Genomic DNA, 15152 nt, shown 5'->3' with positions numbered 1-15152 from the left:
CGTTCGTCCTGAGCCAAGATCAAACTCTCCATAAAATGCGAGCTTGCTTGCTCGTTCAAAAAACTAGCTTGTATATCTTGCTTGACATACTGGTTGTTTTGTTCAGTTTTCAAAGATCAAATTGTCCACCATCTCATCGACAGCTCAATTATTATATCAGATTACTAGAATGAAGTCAACATTTTCCCAAAAGAAATTGTTCGTTCCTTCAAAACAGCAACTTAATTAATATAACACGTTCAAAATATGAAGTCAATATGTTTTTTGAGTTTCTTGCTTGCTGTTTGTTGCAGCTTTCATAATATATCACTGCTATCAATCAATTTCAACCATTTTTTATATGGGAAATTATTCCTGCGCAAAGCAATCTAGCTTCGAATTCGACTTTATCCAAGATAACCATTATTAATTCTTTAAAGGTAAAACTGCTAAACAGAAACCTCCCTTATAGTAAAAGAGCATTCGAACTATTGTAGACTATGGAATAAAAGTTATGATGGGCTGTTTTTGTTCAATCCTGCTTTTTAACTCTGCCATCAATTGCTGGATTTTCTGATTGCGGTCAAAAGGAGCCATTTTTTTATGTAATACCGAGTACAACGTTACATCCCGAAGCAGGAGCATCGAAGAAAATTGTTTGGTCCACTGGTCCGGCAGCTTCGTTTCTTCCTCGTATCCTTCCAGAAATACTGTGAGAAACTCTTTGGCAAACTTATCTCTTTCCTTATAGGACATTGGCGGATGGCTGAATTGAACTGAATAGTACACAGGTTTCGCAATATCAGATACATACCAGAGATGACAACAATCATCGAAATCGTATACGTGGATTTGCTCCCCGTCAAAGTGAAAATTGCCGGAATGAAGGTCATTGTGGATCAACCCATAATTATCGTATGTAACCGGAAAACCATGAAGCTCTTCGACTAATTGCCGGGCATGGTTGATAACAACCGTTTCAGAAGCCGGTAGATATCGTTCCACGTCCAGTAATTCGTCCTGATGCCACGCCTTGCGTTTAGCCTCATCATTCGGTTGGTAAGTCTTACTTAATTTGTGCATGGTCCCGATTGTTTTCCCCCATGAACGAATCAATTTCCTATTCGGTAGACGGTTATCCAGTTCCACTCGGTTCCCCGGTGCTTCCCTGAACAGGCAACCGTAAAACACAGAACCATCTGAAGCTGGATTGGTTACGACCATCCTGCCCAACGAAGAAGAAAGCGCCCTGCTTACGCAAACACCATGATTTGCAAGATAATCTATCCAATCCAGTTCTGCTTCGATCTCCGGAAGGCTACGATGGGAACTGTGAGTGATTCTTAAAATACATGGTTCACTCACTTTCGTTACTTCGAATACGTAATTCTCGAAATCCCCAAGTTTTTCGTATCGATGTTCCAACCCAAAAGCTTCTAAAAAGTTATGGATGATCTGTTCAGTAAGCTGCTTTCCGACTATTGATTCCATTCCCCGTCCTCCTCTGGGTCATAAAGAAACTTACTCAAATTTATTTTTCCGCCTTTTTCGACTTCCACCCCTTCAAGTTCAAGAGATAGCTTTTGTAATTGAAATTGCGCTTCCTCTTTTATACCGATCTCGCCCTTAGCATTAATTACACGATGCCAAGGCAACTGATGTTTGCCGCTCATCGAGTGCAATATTCGGACGACTTGCCTTGCGCCCCGTGGATTGCCAGCATGCTTTGCGATTTGTCCGTAATACATCACTTTTCCTTCCGGTATATTCTTGATGAGCCTGATCGCATTTTCTGTAAATGGCTGCATCTTTCCCCCTCCGCCGAGTTTAAACATTTTCCTCCATTATACCGTAATTTTCACCGTTTCACGCTTATGATTCAAAACCTTTCACATTTTCAAGTGTATCAGGCTCGTATTTGTCCGTCTTTTTCAAAACCGACATGCTCCCGTCTGTTTCCAAAATGACCGCCTCCACCATTTCCATCGAAATCAACCCTTGATTACGGACCGCCTGCAAAACTTCTATCCGTTGAATTCTTTCCTGCACCATCCTTTTCTTAAAAAAGCGTCCTTGGTAAAACAGCAGTTTGGGTTCTGCTTTTATTAACCGATTGATGAACGTACTTCTAATAGAAGACCAGGCAAAAACAAATTGTAAAAACACTAGCGTTGCAAGCGCCGTTACTCCCTGGAAGATAGAAACTTTTTGATTTAACAAAATGGTAGCAAACGTGGAGCCGATCGCCACCGTAATTACTAGATCGAAAGCATTCAATTTGGTCAGGGTCCGTTTACCAGTTATCCGCAATAATACAATCAACACAAGGTATGCAAGGATTCCGATTAACACAACCCTTCCGATAGACGACCAGGAAAATGAAAACATATTGACTCTCTCCCTATCTCATGATTTTTGATGTATTTTCCTGTTTTGTTTCACATTGAAACTGCGTTATCCTTCCGTATAAGCGGAAAGCAACTTTGTAAGCTGTATAGACAATTCCTCCATAGGAATAAAACGGACTTTGCGGAACATCTCTTTCCCATCAGCAAGAACGATGACAGCCGGAACGGTAAATACAGAGTAAGCACCGGCGATCTCTGTGACCTCGTCAGCATCAACATAGATCCCTTGAACAAGGTCTTTCCTGGAGAGCAGTTGTTCAATTTGCGGACGGACAGCCTGGCAAACCGAGCAATTCCTCCTGGATATCAATAGTAGGATGAATCGATGCTCTTGCACTTCCTGATTTATTTCTTCCAGTGACTCTACCTTCAACATCGTAAACCCCTCCTTTTTGTAAAGTGATACCCCGATAAGTGGTTATTGGAACTTGTAACAAAAGCACCAGGATTAAAAGCAGCTGAGAAAGGGTATTAACATTCAGCAGTTACTTAAATCTGAGAGATAGGAATGATAAAGACAAATGGAAGTTTTAGAGAGCCTTGTAGCAGCTGTTTCTGATTTTTTATGGACGTATCTATTATCTATTTTATTGATTTTCACCGGTTTATTCTTTACTTTCCGGCTAAAGTTTTTCCAGTTTCGTTATTTCAGGCATATTTTACATAAGACAATTGGCCAGATATTCAAAAAGAACAAGCATAAAGGATCGATCACTCCATTCCAGGCTTTCACTTCTGCATTAGCCTCAACCGCGGGAGCGACGAACATCGTCGGCGTTCCGGTTGCAATCGCTCTTGGAGGACCAGGAGCGCTCTTTTGGATGTGGATTGTGGCTTTGATCGGCATGGCCACCAAATACAGTGAAATTGTTTTGGGGTTGAAGTATCGGGAAAAAAACAAAGAAGGAGAATGGGTCGGCGGTCCGCAATATTACATAAAAAAAGCGCTCGGCTGGGATAAAGTTGCCTTTCTATTCGCATTTTTCCTCATGCTGGAAGTGATCCCGAGTTCCATGGTCCAGTCCAATTCCATCGCTACACAAGTCGAAGGAGCCTTCGGCTGGCCAACATGGCTGTCAGGGATCATTATAACCGTATTGATCGGACTGATTGTTTTTGGCGGAATAAAACGAATCGGTAAAGTGACTGACAAGCTTGTCCCTTTTATGGTTATTTCTTACCTGCTGGCAGCCCTTGCTGTGATTCTGGCGAATATCGACCAGCTCCCCTATGTTTTCGGATTAATCTTCACCCATGCGTTCACACCTATTTCTGCGGCAGGCGGATTTGCCGGTGCCGGAATAGCCCAGGCGCTTCGTTGGGGGATTGCACGTGGTCTGTATTCCAACGAAGCCGGTGTCGGGACCGCACCAATCGCCCACGCAGCAGCACAAACAGACCATCCTGCCAAACAGGCAATTTGGGGGATCGTCAGTGTATTTGTAGATACTGTCGTCATTTGTTCCATTTCCGGTATTGCGGTTTTAGTAACCGGCGCCTGGCAGGAAGTCGGAGCAGATGAGGCTTCGAATATGATTACCATTGCCTTTGCTGATCTATACGGCAATAACTTTGCTGGCTCCTTTATTGCGATCTTTCTCCTGTTTTTTGTCCTGACTACCTTAGGTGTGTTGCTTTTTTACGGAGAAAAACAGGTTGAATATCTTTTCGGTTTAAAGACAGCGAAGGTAATGCGCATCGTCTATATCGTCTCTGTTTTTGTCGGAGCGATAGGAGGACTTCAGTTTGTATGGCAGTTTCTTGATCTAGTCCTAGCCTTTGTTGTGTTGGCGAACATTTTTCCATTGATTTTCCTTAACAAAGAAGTAAAAGCGATCACGGAAGATTATATAGAAAGAATCTACAAAGAAAAACACGGGGAACCGACCATTCATCTGTTCTCGGATAAATGAACCGGCATCTATTCCACTTTAAAATCCACCCATTTTACAGTATCATCAAACAAAATGGCGGGAAAGGAAGGGAATTGGCATGACATTTACAGATAAAACAATCATCATTACCGGTGCCAGAAGTGGGATCGGTGCCGCGGTAGCTGCCGCTTATGGAGATGCCGGGGCCAAAATCGTAGTAGCGGAAAAGGATCCGGAATCCGGAAAAGCGACTGCAGAAGCTATCGAAAAAAACGGTGGTACCAGTTTATTTGTCGAAACGGATGTCCGCAAACCGGAAGATATCGACCTTCTTATGAAGAAAACGATTGAAGCCTATGATAAAATCGACATTTTAATCAATAACGCCGGGCTTTCCCGATTTAAAAATGTGTATGATTTAACAGTGGAAGAATGGGATGATGTGATCAATACGAATTTGCGCGGGAATTTTCTTTGTGCACAAGCAGCAGCAAAATATATGCGAAGTAACCCTGATGGCGGGGCCATCGTAAATATTGCTTCGACCAGAGCCTTTATGTCTGAGGCGGATTCAGAGGCTTACGCTGCTTCTAAAGGGGGAATCTCTGCTTTAACCCACGCATTGTCTGTCTCCTTGAGCGATGATCGGATCAGAGTAAATGCAATCAGTCCCGGTTGGATTGAAACAGGTGATTATGAGCAACTGCGTCCCATCGATCACACACAACATCCTGCCAATCGTGTGGGAAAACCGGAAGACGTCGCTCGTGCTTGTATGTTTTTGACAGATCCCCGAAATGATTTTGTGACCGGAGAAAACCTTGTCCTTGATGGCGGCATGACGAGAAAAATGATGTATGAGCATTAATTTGACGGCAACCTATTCACCTGGGGATGTGCGCTGAATGTACTCCAAATGGCCATGAAAAAGCCCCTTCCTTTATCACGCTTGTAAGAAAGAGGCTAGTTTGTCAATATGATGCCCATTGGCTATGCTCCTTTGCAATAAAATTTAATGAATTATCGAGGACGCCGGGCATCAATGATTTGTTGCAGTTCGTATTCATTCATCATCTGTAATCCCTCCTGTTTCGTTGATATCTTCATTATAGACGGCAGGAGGAAGATACATAACAGCTGACAGGTGGAATTTCGCTCGGACTAAAGACGGAGTTACCTCTAGGTCTTAATATGCCCATACGGAAAGGAGGCAGAATCATGCAGATTGTCATTCTTTCTGATACCCATATGCCCAGAATGGCCAAAAAACTTCCACGACAATTAATAACTGGATTGGAAAGAGCCGACTTGATCCTTCACGCAGGCGACTGGCAAACCATAGAAGTCCTCGAAGAACTGCAGCAATATGCCCCGGTAATAGGAGTGATCGGAAACGTAGATGGACCAGAGCTTAAAGAACGGCTCGGTAAAAAGGAATGGATAGTACGAAACGGGATTACCATTGGCATCACGCACGGAGATGGAAAAGGAGGCACCACAGAAAAACGAGCATTAACAGCTTTTCAAACAGATTCAGTGGACATCATTGTTTTTGGTCATTCCCATATCCCCCTTCTGAAACAGGTAAACGGGATAACGTTATTCAATCCCGGCTCCCCGACAGATAAAAGGAGACAACCCCAGTTTTCTTATGGAATATTACAGCTAACGGAAACCTCTTTTGAACTAAAGCATGTATTTTTTGAAGATAAAAGTTGATTGGAGAATTAGCCGGCCTGAAGGCATCCCTTCCTGACCGGCTTTTCATGTATAAAGGATGAAAATAGGCAGAATGTATAAAGTAAGACTCACAGAAGTTTGGCCATTTACTTACAAACAAAGGATCATTTTTAAATATACGGTTGGATTCGGGCGGGAGATTGAAACATGAAATTACAATTGATCGAAATCTATTTACCAAAAAAGAGCACAGAAAATTTCAATCGGCAGTTACAGGAACTACCTATCATTACCCATTGGCATTCGAATGAATCCGAAGAATACGCACTTATTCGCGTATTGGTGAAAGCCAATGATTCTGAAGAAATATTGAATTTTTTGGAACTGAATACAGAACGCGACGAAGAAATCAAAGCATTATTGTTCAATCTTCCGGCTTCTATCCCAAGAATAGAAGCAGAGGAGGAAACGGAAGAAGGTGATGAAGCCTCCAATAATGCAGATCTTATACGGGCCAGCCGTCAGGAATTATATAACGTTGTTCACTCATCCAGCGAGATTACCAAAAGCTTTACTTGGTTCCTACTGCTCTCTTCTATCGTGGCCACTGTCGGTATCATCAAGGACAGCCCGGCGATTGTCATTGGAGCTATGGTGATCGCCCCATTGATTGGCCCATTTACCTCTTCTGCCTTCGCCTCGGTCCTGGGTGACTATCAACTGATGCGCCAATCTGTCATCACTTCCTTATACGGCCTGATGATTCCCTTGCTTATTGCAGCAAGCTTCGGCCTATTCTTTCCACTTCCTGCAAATAGTCAGGAATTTTTATCGAGGACCGACATTCAAATAATCGACATAGCTGTAGCCCTGGCTGCCGGAGCAGCAGGAGCATTATCCTTTATTAAACGGGCTTCTGAGGCACTGGTAGGTGTGATGGTTTCCGTCGCACTGCTACCGCCTGCAATCGTGCTTGGCATGATGGTAGGAGCAGCAGCATGGAACAACGCCATTACGCCACTCCTGCTGTTGCTAGTCAATGTGAATTCCATTACACTATCTGCCATTTTGGTGTTTTGGTTCAGCGGCATCAAACCAGTTAATTGGCAGGAAATCAAGACTGCTACCACCTCAAGGAAATATTCACTTATGTTCGTTTCCGCAATCATCATCGTCCTTGCAACTGCCATTTACTTTATTCAATTTTAATAAGCAAACTGGTTTAACAACCCGCAACAGGCAAAGACAGCTGTTCACTCAAATGAGAAACAACTGTCTTTTCCGCCTGATTAAGAGCTGGTAACTGTACCCGACCCTGGTGCAGGGCCAGTAGGTCCATTACCATTATCGCCATTACCCGGGAATAGTACCGGACATTGCGGTGGAATAGCAGGCGCCGGGCATTGTTCGACCAGAACATCCCGCGGCTGACAAAAGTCTGCCATAAGCTCAATTGTCACATCTGCCAGTGATTGAACACTTTGACAAATACCCAGCACAATGTCAATACTGGTTAAAGCGCCGGCTGTAGTATTGACCGTCACACTGCTATCCAAATCAGATAATCTTGCAGCGATACGCGTTCCTTCTGGCGCGCATAGGTAGAGAGATTCAGGGAGGTCAATTGTGATCGGATCACTAATTTCAACGAATGGAGTAGTTCCCGTCAATCCGCTGAATTCTACAACGACTGCCAAGGACCTGGTAAAGGTAACCCGTTGTAGTGTTACCATTGCGCCATCGATGACAAAGGTCCGGTTTTCTCTTTCTCCAAGCTCTTCAATCGGTATCTCTTCATTTAGGTCCAGCTCTTCTCCTGTCGCTGGGTCCACTAAATAAACCGTTGTTGTCAAATTGCTGACGGTTGGACCGCCCGGATCAATTGGCAGCGTACCTAGAGCTCCAGCAAGTACGTTTCGGCTAACATCCTCTTGCAAGATTACCCAATCGTAAACTTTTTCCGTGTTTATACATAGAGGCTCCTGAGCCCCTTGCAAAGATTGGCTCTCCAAGTTTATCGACTCCTTTGTTAGATTTTTTATTCAGTAACCAAATTATGTTTTAACCCCCGCCTTGCTACATGCCAAAAGTCTATTTCTAGTTAATTTGTTTAAAAAGGGCTTCTATCTAAATGGTTAGAAAGGAAGAAAAAGTAATAAGGATAATAGTCACAACACGGCTTTCGCTCTCATACCATATTCTATATATTACGGGTGAAGAGGTGACTATTTTGTGAAAGGCTATAGCAAAGAAGACATTAATCACCTATTAATCCAACATCGAAAGTATAAAAAAATGATAAAAAGCTACCAGGAGAATGATTGTACGAAAGACTATCTTCTTTTAAAAGAAAAATACCAGGAGCTTCAACAACAGATGGAACAGCTGAACCACACAGCATCAGAAACCATCCAGCAATATAAACAAGAACTGCAGCAAAAAGATAGAGAAATAGACAAATTAAGCAGGATGACAGGATGGAACACGGCCGATGACTCAAGTATCAACGAAGATGGCAAGCCACCCAGTGTACAACCGGACAAGTGGAAGCGGCCCTCCAATCAACCGATAACAGATAGTGTCGCCTTCCTCTCCCAACAGCTATATTACTTGGATCAAAAGTTAACAGAAATCACAAGCGGCCAACCGCTGAATAAGAAAAGAAAGGAGAACGATCAGGCGATGGATGAACACCACCAACCACACGACCACAACGCATCTTCTACTTTTTTCAACCAAATAAAAGTACCAATCCAACAGCACAACTTAACAGACACACAAGAAGCTGGTAAACAGGATCCAAAGCTTCCGGGCACTCCAGGAACACAAGATTCTTCTCACATAAAACTGTTGGAAAAGCTTCAGGCAGAAATGAAGGAAATGAAGGAGCTCATGAAAGAGTCTAATTCACCAGCAAAACAAACCGAAACGCATTCCCATCCTACGAAATCAAAATCACGGGATCCATATTCACTGCTCAAGCCAGTTGCAAATCCTTATCATCCTTCAACAAAACAGCCCCAGTTCCATTACCGGAATTTACAAGGGGCTTCCGTCATACCAGTTATCGATAACAAAGGAAAACAAAATCATGCGCATCCGATCAAACGTAAACAAAACCAAAGTAAAAATGACCATGCCAATGGAAATCACCAACGTACTCTTCCACCAATCAATAAGCTCACTTCTACGAATCCCCCTCCAAGCCCAACGGACGCCCAACATGAGCAGCCAATTTGGTTAAAAAGTGACGAGGACAAACGTGCATATTTACAAAAATTAATAAAGCAGGAAGAAGCTAACGTTTCAGAAAGTGCAACTAAAGAGCAAGCTGTAACTAGCGTGAGCTCATCTGACAATAAACAACCGTCGGAAAAGCAAATAACCACTCCCACCAGTATCCAGACGACAGAACATCAAACTTTTGACAAAAACAGAGCAAAGATGAAAACACGAGCAGCTGGTGAATCAACAGATATAGAACGACCGAAAATAGAAAACGTCAAACAGCACCACTCCCATGCAGCGGAAGAGAAAAAGTCTATTTTCAAGAAATTCTGGGATAAGATCAACCCATAAAAAATAAATTATTTTCTCAGTAATTGTGATAGCTTGCCGAATAAAACAAACCATCCCTCCCGAAAAGAGATGGTTTGTTTGTTTCCTTCTAAAGTGATTTACGCTTGATGGATGATGCCAGCTGGTGATGGTTCCAAATATTTTTTAAATCAAACACAAATGCCTGGTCATCTTTTAAAAAACTGGAAATATCACTGGGAGTCATGTTCACAAACTCCTCATGCGGAACTAAAACGAGCAGAATGTCTGCAGGCAATATCGCCTCTCGTTCGGCCAGTTTAATCCCGTATTCGCTCTCCATTTCTAAGGGATGGGCAATCGGATCATAAACAGTAACCGATAATCCAACATCCTGCAGCATTTTTACTATTTCGACTGCTTTGGAGTTTCTTATGTCTGGAACATTTTCCTTGAAGGTGATTCCCATCACCGTAATGCTCACGTCACGCAAATTCTGCTTGGAACGGATGATTTCATCAAGGACAGCACGGTGAACATAGGCAGCCATTGAATCGTTTATTTTCCGGGCCGCTTCTAAAAATTCCGGGGTGTGATGCAATGCTCTTGCTTTATAAATCAAATAGTAAGGATCCACCCCAATACAATGCCCACCTACAAGTCCCGGGGTGAACGGAAAAAAGTTCCATTTTGTCCTTGCCGCCTCCAGCACATCGGCAGTTTTGATTCCGACTTTGTCGCAAATCATTGCCAATTCATTCATCAAAGCGATGTTGATATCCCGCTGCGTATTTTCAATCACCTTTGCTGTCTCTGCAACTTTAATCGAGTTCGCTTGATAAATTGGCGCATCAATCACACTTTGGTAAAGGGCTGCTACTTTTTCCGACACTGCTTTGTCCTGCCCGGCAACGATTTTCTCTATTTGCCCAAACGTATGCTGTCTGTCTCCCGGGTTAATTCTTTCGGGAGAATAGGCTACAAAAAAACCTTTCCCTGCTTTCATTTGTGAGCATTTTTCCAGGATAGGGATACATACTTCTTCTGTTGCTCCCGGATAGACGGTAGACTCATAGACAACGGTCGCTCCTTCTGCAAGATTGCTCCCGATCATTTGGGAAGCTGCTATTAAATAACGCAAATCAGGCTCCTTTTGCTCCGTAATCGGAGTCGGGACAGCAACAATCAAATAGTCACACATCCCTAACTTTTGCTCATTCGTTGTAAATAATATAGCAGACCTCTCCAATTCCTCCGTCGATACCTCTTTTGTTCTATCAATATGCTTTTTGAGCAGTTCTACTTTTTGCTTATCTACATCAAAGCCGACTACCTGGTACCGCTTTGAAAAACCAAGTGCTACCGCAAGGCCGACATATCCTAATCCAACAACCCCTATTGTACAGTCGCTTACCTTGTCTTTATCTATTCGTTTGTTTCCTCTGCTTTTTACCTCTCTCATTGGAATGTTCCTTTCGTTGGAGTAAAGCTATTACTTTATATGAGAAAGAGAGGTCCACTGTGCAAATCTATCCGCAAAAAAGGCACTCTTACTAGTTTGTCAGTTAAATAGAAACTAGATTCAATTGGCATACAAGATGTATGCCGTTACAAGTGGCACAACCTGCAAATACGTTAATGTATAACGGATTTTTTTACGAAATCTGAAAGCAAAGGAGATAAAGCATGATCCCATTAATCAACCTCAAACGACAATTCACCACTATCGAAAAAGAGATTGTCACAGCAGTGAACGATGTGATACAAAGTGGAAATTATATCCTTGGACCAAGGGTATCGGAGTTAGAGAAAAAAGCTGCCCAGCGGCTTGGTACCGCCGATGCCATTACACTAGGCAACGGCACAGACGCTCTGGCTCTGACTCTCGAGGCATTCGGAATCGGTTCAGGAGATGAAGTCATAACAAGTCCGTTCACTTTTTTTGCGACAGCAGAAGCAATTTCCAGAGCTGGAGCAGTCCCTGTTTTTGCAGATGTAACTCCCGATTTTTTCACCATTGATCCAGAGGAAGTCGCTAAAAAGATTACTTCGCGCACGAAAGCAATCTTACCTGTCCACTTATTCGGACAGCCGGCTGATATGGATGAAATCAACGCCATTGCTAAAGAACATGACCTTATCGTAATCGAAGACGCCTGCCAAGCCTTTGGTGCGTTTTATAAAGGTATGCCGGTCGGCAGTCTGGCAGATGCTGGATGTTTCTCCTTTTTCCCCACCAAAAACCTCGGCACATTGGGTGACGGTGGAATGGTGACCACGTCGGATGAGCAGATTGCCGCCAAAATAAGAAAACTTCGTGCCCATGGAAGTGAACAAAAATACTATCACGACATGATTGGCTATAACAGCAGGCTAGATGAGATACATGCTGCCATTTTGTTAATTTGTTTGCAGCATATTGAGGACTGGAACAACCAACGCAAAAAATTAGCAAACCATTATAATGACGCATTTTCCGACCTAAAAACCTTGCTTCCCCCTCGAACCAAACCTGATCGAACCCATATTTATCACTTATATTGCCTGAAAACCGAAAACAGAGATCAAGCAGTCGATTTTTTACAGGAACGAAGAATCAGCACCGGCATTTATTATCCCTGCTGCCTCCATCTTCAGTCCGCTTATAAAGATTTGGGATACAAACATGGAGATTTTCCGGTGGCTGAGCAATTATCCGACCAGTTGTTCGCCATTCCGATGCATCCATTTCTCGGAGAAGACGAACAACAGATCATTATTTCTGCTGTAAAAGAAATGGATGAAGAACGATGAGTTTTTCCATAGGATTGATCGGCTGTGGTTTTATAGCACACAAACATCTAAACACAATATGTAACATAACGAATGTGGATTTGACCGCAGTCAGCGATCTGCAGGAAGAGCGGATGGATGATATAGTGACTGCTTATGAAGAAAAGGCGTTAACAACTAAAGCGATAAAGCGTTATTCCAATTATCTCGACTTGCTGCGTGATCCAGCAGTCGACATTGTTGTGATTGCTGTAATAAGTGGTCTGCACGCGGAAATTGCAAAACAAGCGCTTCTGCACCGCAAACATATCATTCTGGAAAAACCAATATCCTTGTCCCTGGAGGATGCAGATGCAATTTCCCGGATTGCGCTGGCAAACAACCGAAAGGCGCTCGTCTGCCATCAGCTGCGCTACCGTCCATTCATATCCCGCTTAAAGGAGCTGATTGACGCCGGATACTTTGGAATGCCTTATTTAGGGGTAGCATCCATTCGAATCAACCGCAACAAAGAATATTATCAATCAGCAAACTGGCGCGGAAGCTGGTCAATGGACGGTGGGATGCTCGTCAACCAGGGGATTCATCTTATCGACCTGCTTATCTGGCTACTTGGCGAGCCTGTCTCCGTCTACGGAGAAATTGCCAATCATGCAGCAGGTTACAAACAAACAGAAGATATTGCGGCTGGAATCGTAAGCTTTTCCAACAGAGCAAAAGGAGTAATCGAAGCCAACACCGTTACCAAGCCGAAACATATCGGCTATCAGTTAACCATCTTTGCTGAAAAAGGGACAATCAGTATTGGAGGGCCAGAATTAGATGAAATCAGCCGATGTTACGTAGAAAATCATCGAGAAATATCGGAAAAACTGATGGAGACGGCATCCCAGAAAGACGAGCATAGGCGAATGTATGAAAATTTCATTGAATCACTAACAGGGGGCAACAATCTTCTGGTAACGGCTGAGGAGGGAAAGAAAGCCTTAGAAGTTATATGCGGCCTTTATCAATCCCATCAGCAAGGAAAGCCTGTCACCTTTCCCCTTTCTTCCTTTTCGACAACAATGATGCTTGATTAAATTGAAAATAGGACGTGAGTGAATGATTCATCAAAGCGCATGGTTAGGAAAAAACGTTTTGATAGGTGAAAACACTGTCATCGAGCAGGAAGTCATCATCGGAGATAATACGACGATTGGCAGCAATGTCATTATTCATAAGGGTACGATTATTGGCAGTAATGTAATAATCGATGATTTAACCTGCCTCGGTAAATATCCGATGGCCAATAAGAAAATGGCTAGAAAACCAGACACAGGATTAGCACCGTTATTGATTGGTGACCACGTAACCATCGGCGCCAATTGCGTTATCTATCGGGGCTCCATTATCCATGATGGGGTTCTAGTTGGAGACTTGGCTAGTATAAGAGAAAATACCGAAATTGAGGATGAAAGCATTATCGGGAGGAATGCAACGATAGAAAACAACACACGTATCGGCAGTCGGGTAACTGTTCAATCCAATGCCTATCTAACTGCTGATATGATTATAGAAGACGATGTATTTGTTGGTCCCTGTTGCTCTTCCTCAAATGATAAATATATGGGAATGGGAAACTATCCCTATCAGGGACCAATTTTGAAAAAAGGGGCGAAGATCGGCAATAACGCTACCCTGCTTCCTGGTATCATTGTGGAGGAAAATGCCACCGTGGGGGCAGGAGCCGTTGTCACCAGTAATGTACCACAAGGAAAAACCGTTGTTGGAAATCCTGCCAGACAGCTGGGTTGATAGCTGTTCCTAACAATAAAGCCAGGCCGAAAGCGGTCCTGGCTTTATTGATTGAAGAAATGAAAGGAGACAACCCAAACTATATTTTAGATTATTTTTTACATATCATGTGACTTTCCGGTGTGTTTCCGGCTATTATATTTCCCTACTATTAAGAATGCAAAAAGAATTCTTTACCCTTTCTCTATAATTTCTGGATTTCCGCAGGTCCGGCAATCTGCTTGAAAGCTAGAAAATGTACTTTTTGTCAGTATCAACCGCCTGAACAAGCTAAAGGAAGAAACATACTATATTGTGAGTTCGCTAGTAGTATTACTAGTTTCTCAAATTTAAAAATGAAGGAGGTAAAACACACTTGTCACTTAATGATCTAATCATCAATAGTAGTTTTGAGACTGGTGACCTTACAGGATGGAACGCTGTAAATACAACGATCTTGAACGGCCAGGCACATTCTGGATTCCACTCAGCCCGGCTTGCCAGCGGAGCTGCAGAAGCTTCCCTCTCCCAAACGGTTGCTGCTACTGCTGGGGAACAATACGAACTGCTAGTATCTCTTGCCAAAACGACCACAAATCCAAGTCCTGTCGTCAATATTCAAGTATTATTTTTAAATGCGGCAAATACCGTCGTAGGGACAGGATTGGATACAGAAGTTTTTTACGGCAATATTCCATTAGCCCAGAATAGTACTTGGCATAACTTCTACCAAAATACTGAACCTGCTCCAGCTGGTACAACACAAGCTCAAGTAATCATCAGCAAACCCATCAGCGCTCTTACTGCTCCTGCAGTATTAGTAGACGATGTAGAATTACTTTCTGCGGAAGGTGACGGCGAAGCTGGACCTACTGGACCGATCGGGCCTACTGGACCTACCGGTGCTACCGGACCTACTGGACCTGCTGGCGCGACTGGACCTACGGGTGCTACCGGGCCTACTGGGGCCACCGGCGCTACCGGACCTACTGGGACCACCGGTGCTACCGGACCTGCCGGCGTGACTGGACCTACGGGTGCTACCGGACCTACCGGCGTTACCGGACCTACCGGTGCTACCGGACCTACTGGACCTACTGGCGCTACCGGACCTACCGGTGCTACC

Annotated in this window: 15 protein-coding genes; 9 read left to right on the top strand and 6 right to left on the bottom strand. The window is 43.5% G+C overall.

What is annotated here, in order from left to right; genetic code table 11:
• Positions 1-477: 477 nt before the first annotated feature.
• From BN1067_RS01325 to BN1067_RS01310, 4 genes are all read right to left on the bottom strand, one after another.
• Positions 478-1470, bottom strand: a complete 993-nt coding sequence (locus BN1067_RS01325) for a phosphotransferase enzyme family protein (protein ID WP_053217136.1) — start codon at positions 1468-1470, stop codon at positions 478-480.
• Positions 1458-1787, bottom strand: a complete 330-nt coding sequence (locus BN1067_RS01320) for an MGMT family protein (protein ID WP_053217138.1) — start codon at positions 1785-1787, stop codon at positions 1458-1460. Before BN1067_RS01320 ends, BN1067_RS01325 begins: the two co-directional genes overlap by 13 nt.
• A 64-nt stretch (positions 1788-1851) precedes the next feature.
• Positions 1852-2367 (bottom strand): DUF421 domain-containing protein, encoded by a 516-nt coding sequence (locus BN1067_RS01315; protein WP_053217135.1) that lies wholly within the window; start codon positions 2365-2367, stop codon positions 1852-1854.
• Positions 2368-2433: 66 nt separating this feature from the next.
• Positions 2434-2763 carry a thioredoxin family protein gene (locus BN1067_RS01310; protein ID WP_053217134.1) on the bottom strand — a complete coding sequence of 110 codons (330 nt, stop codon included), beginning with the start codon at positions 2761-2763 and terminating at the stop codon, positions 2434-2436.
• Positions 2764-2908: 145 nt separating this feature from the next.
• Between BN1067_RS01310 and BN1067_RS01305 the strand changes: the two genes are divergently transcribed.
• From BN1067_RS01305 to BN1067_RS01290, 4 genes are all read left to right on the top strand, one after another.
• Positions 2909-4300 (top strand): alanine/glycine:cation symporter family protein, encoded by a 1392-nt coding sequence (locus tag BN1067_RS01305; protein WP_053217133.1) that lies wholly within the window; start codon positions 2909-2911, stop codon positions 4298-4300.
• A gap of 79 nt (positions 4301-4379) precedes the next feature.
• A complete protein-coding gene (locus BN1067_RS01300; protein ID WP_053217132.1) occupies positions 4380-5129 on the top strand; it encodes a glucose 1-dehydrogenase in 750 nt (249 codons plus the stop codon).
• 350 nt (positions 5130-5479) lie between these two features.
• Positions 5480-5980 (top strand): metallophosphoesterase family protein, encoded by a 501-nt coding sequence (locus BN1067_RS01295; RefSeq protein ID WP_053217131.1) that lies wholly within the window; start codon positions 5480-5482, stop codon positions 5978-5980.
• 168 nt (positions 5981-6148) lie between these two features.
• Positions 6149-7150, top strand: a complete 1002-nt coding sequence (locus BN1067_RS01290; RefSeq protein ID WP_053217130.1) for a TIGR00341 family protein — start codon at positions 6149-6151, stop codon at positions 7148-7150.
• An 80-nt stretch (positions 7151-7230) separates the two neighbouring features.
• Here the strand turns inward: BN1067_RS01290 and BN1067_RS01285 are convergent, their stop codons facing one another.
• Positions 7231-7953 (bottom strand): BMQ_0737 family morphogenetic spore coat protein, encoded by a 723-nt coding sequence (locus BN1067_RS01285; protein ID WP_053217129.1) that lies wholly within the window; start codon positions 7951-7953, stop codon positions 7231-7233.
• A gap of 220 nt (positions 7954-8173) precedes the next feature.
• Here BN1067_RS01285 and BN1067_RS01280 point away from each other — a divergent pair, with 220 nt between their 5' ends.
• Positions 8174-9520 (top strand): hypothetical protein, encoded by a 1347-nt coding sequence (locus BN1067_RS01280; RefSeq protein WP_053217128.1) that lies wholly within the window; start codon positions 8174-8176, stop codon positions 9518-9520.
• Positions 9521-9608: 88 nt separating this feature from the next.
• On the opposite strand, the gene BN1067_RS01275 is transcribed toward BN1067_RS01280, so the two are convergent.
• On the bottom strand, positions 9609-10940 hold the full coding sequence (locus BN1067_RS01275) for a nucleotide sugar dehydrogenase (protein WP_110943243.1): 1332 nt from the start codon (positions 10938-10940) through the stop codon (positions 9609-9611).
• Positions 10941-11164: 224 nt separating this feature from the next.
• Between BN1067_RS01275 and BN1067_RS01270 the strand changes: the two genes are divergently transcribed.
• The 4 genes from BN1067_RS01270 to BN1067_RS01255 all read left to right on the top strand — a co-directional run.
• Positions 11165-12271 (top strand): DegT/DnrJ/EryC1/StrS family aminotransferase, encoded by a 1107-nt coding sequence (locus BN1067_RS01270; RefSeq protein WP_053217127.1) that lies wholly within the window; start codon positions 11165-11167, stop codon positions 12269-12271.
• A complete protein-coding gene (locus BN1067_RS01265) occupies positions 12268-13332 on the top strand; it encodes a Gfo/Idh/MocA family protein (protein WP_053217126.1) in 1065 nt (354 codons plus the stop codon). The genes BN1067_RS01270 and BN1067_RS01265 overlap by 4 nt, the downstream gene beginning before the upstream one ends.
• Positions 13333-13354: 22 nt before the next feature.
• Positions 13355-14047: an acyltransferase gene (locus tag BN1067_RS01260; RefSeq protein ID WP_053217125.1), complete on the top strand. Its 693-nt coding sequence runs from the start codon at positions 13355-13357 to the stop codon at positions 14045-14047.
• Between the two features lie 355 nt (positions 14048-14402).
• The coding region (locus tag BN1067_RS01255) for an NTTRR-F1 domain (protein ID WP_199868441.1) at positions 14403-15152 on the top strand (750 nt) is incomplete at its 3' end.

It is taken from the genome of Virgibacillus senegalensis (assembly GCF_000821245.2).
Lineage (GTDB): Bacteria > Bacillota > Bacilli > Bacillales > Amphibacillaceae > Sediminibacillus > Sediminibacillus senegalensis.
This window is presented reverse-complemented; position numbering and strand designations above follow the sequence as displayed.

Bases quoted from the DNA above. Each gene is read 5' to 3' on its own strand.
- BN1067_RS01270 (WP_053217127.1), top strand. From the start codon at position 11,165: ATGATCCCATTAATCAACCTCAAACGACAATTCACCACTATCGAAAAA.
- BN1067_RS01310 (WP_053217134.1), bottom strand. From the start codon at position 2,763: ATGTTGAAGGTAGAGTCACTGGAAGAAATAAATCAGGAAGTGCAAGAG.
- BN1067_RS01300 (WP_053217132.1), top strand. From the start codon at position 4,380: ATGACATTTACAGATAAAACAATCATCATTACCGGTGCCAGAAGTGGG.
- BN1067_RS01265 (WP_053217126.1), top strand. From the start codon at position 12,268: ATGAGTTTTTCCATAGGATTGATCGGCTGTGGTTTTATAGCACACAAA.
- BN1067_RS01320 (WP_053217138.1), bottom strand. From the start codon at position 1,787: ATGCAGCCATTTACAGAAAATGCGATCAGGCTCATCAAGAATATACCG.
- BN1067_RS01295 (WP_053217131.1), top strand. From the start codon at position 5,480: ATGCAGATTGTCATTCTTTCTGATACCCATATGCCCAGAATGGCCAAA.
- BN1067_RS01275 (WP_110943243.1), bottom strand. From the start codon at position 10,940: ATGAGAGAGGTAAAAAGCAGAGGAAACAAACGAATAGATAAAGACAAG.
- BN1067_RS01315 (WP_053217135.1), bottom strand. From the start codon at position 2,367: ATGTTTTCATTTTCCTGGTCGTCTATCGGAAGGGTTGTGTTAATCGGA.
- BN1067_RS01325 (WP_053217136.1), bottom strand. From the start codon at position 1,470: ATGGAATCAATAGTCGGAAAGCAGCTTACTGAACAGATCATCCATAAC.
- BN1067_RS01260 (WP_053217125.1), top strand. From the start codon at position 13,355: ATGATTCATCAAAGCGCATGGTTAGGAAAAAACGTTTTGATAGGTGAA.
- BN1067_RS01305 (WP_053217133.1), top strand. From the start codon at position 2,909: ATGGAAGTTTTAGAGAGCCTTGTAGCAGCTGTTTCTGATTTTTTATGG.
- BN1067_RS01290 (WP_053217130.1), top strand. From the start codon at position 6,149: ATGAAATTACAATTGATCGAAATCTATTTACCAAAAAAGAGCACAGAA.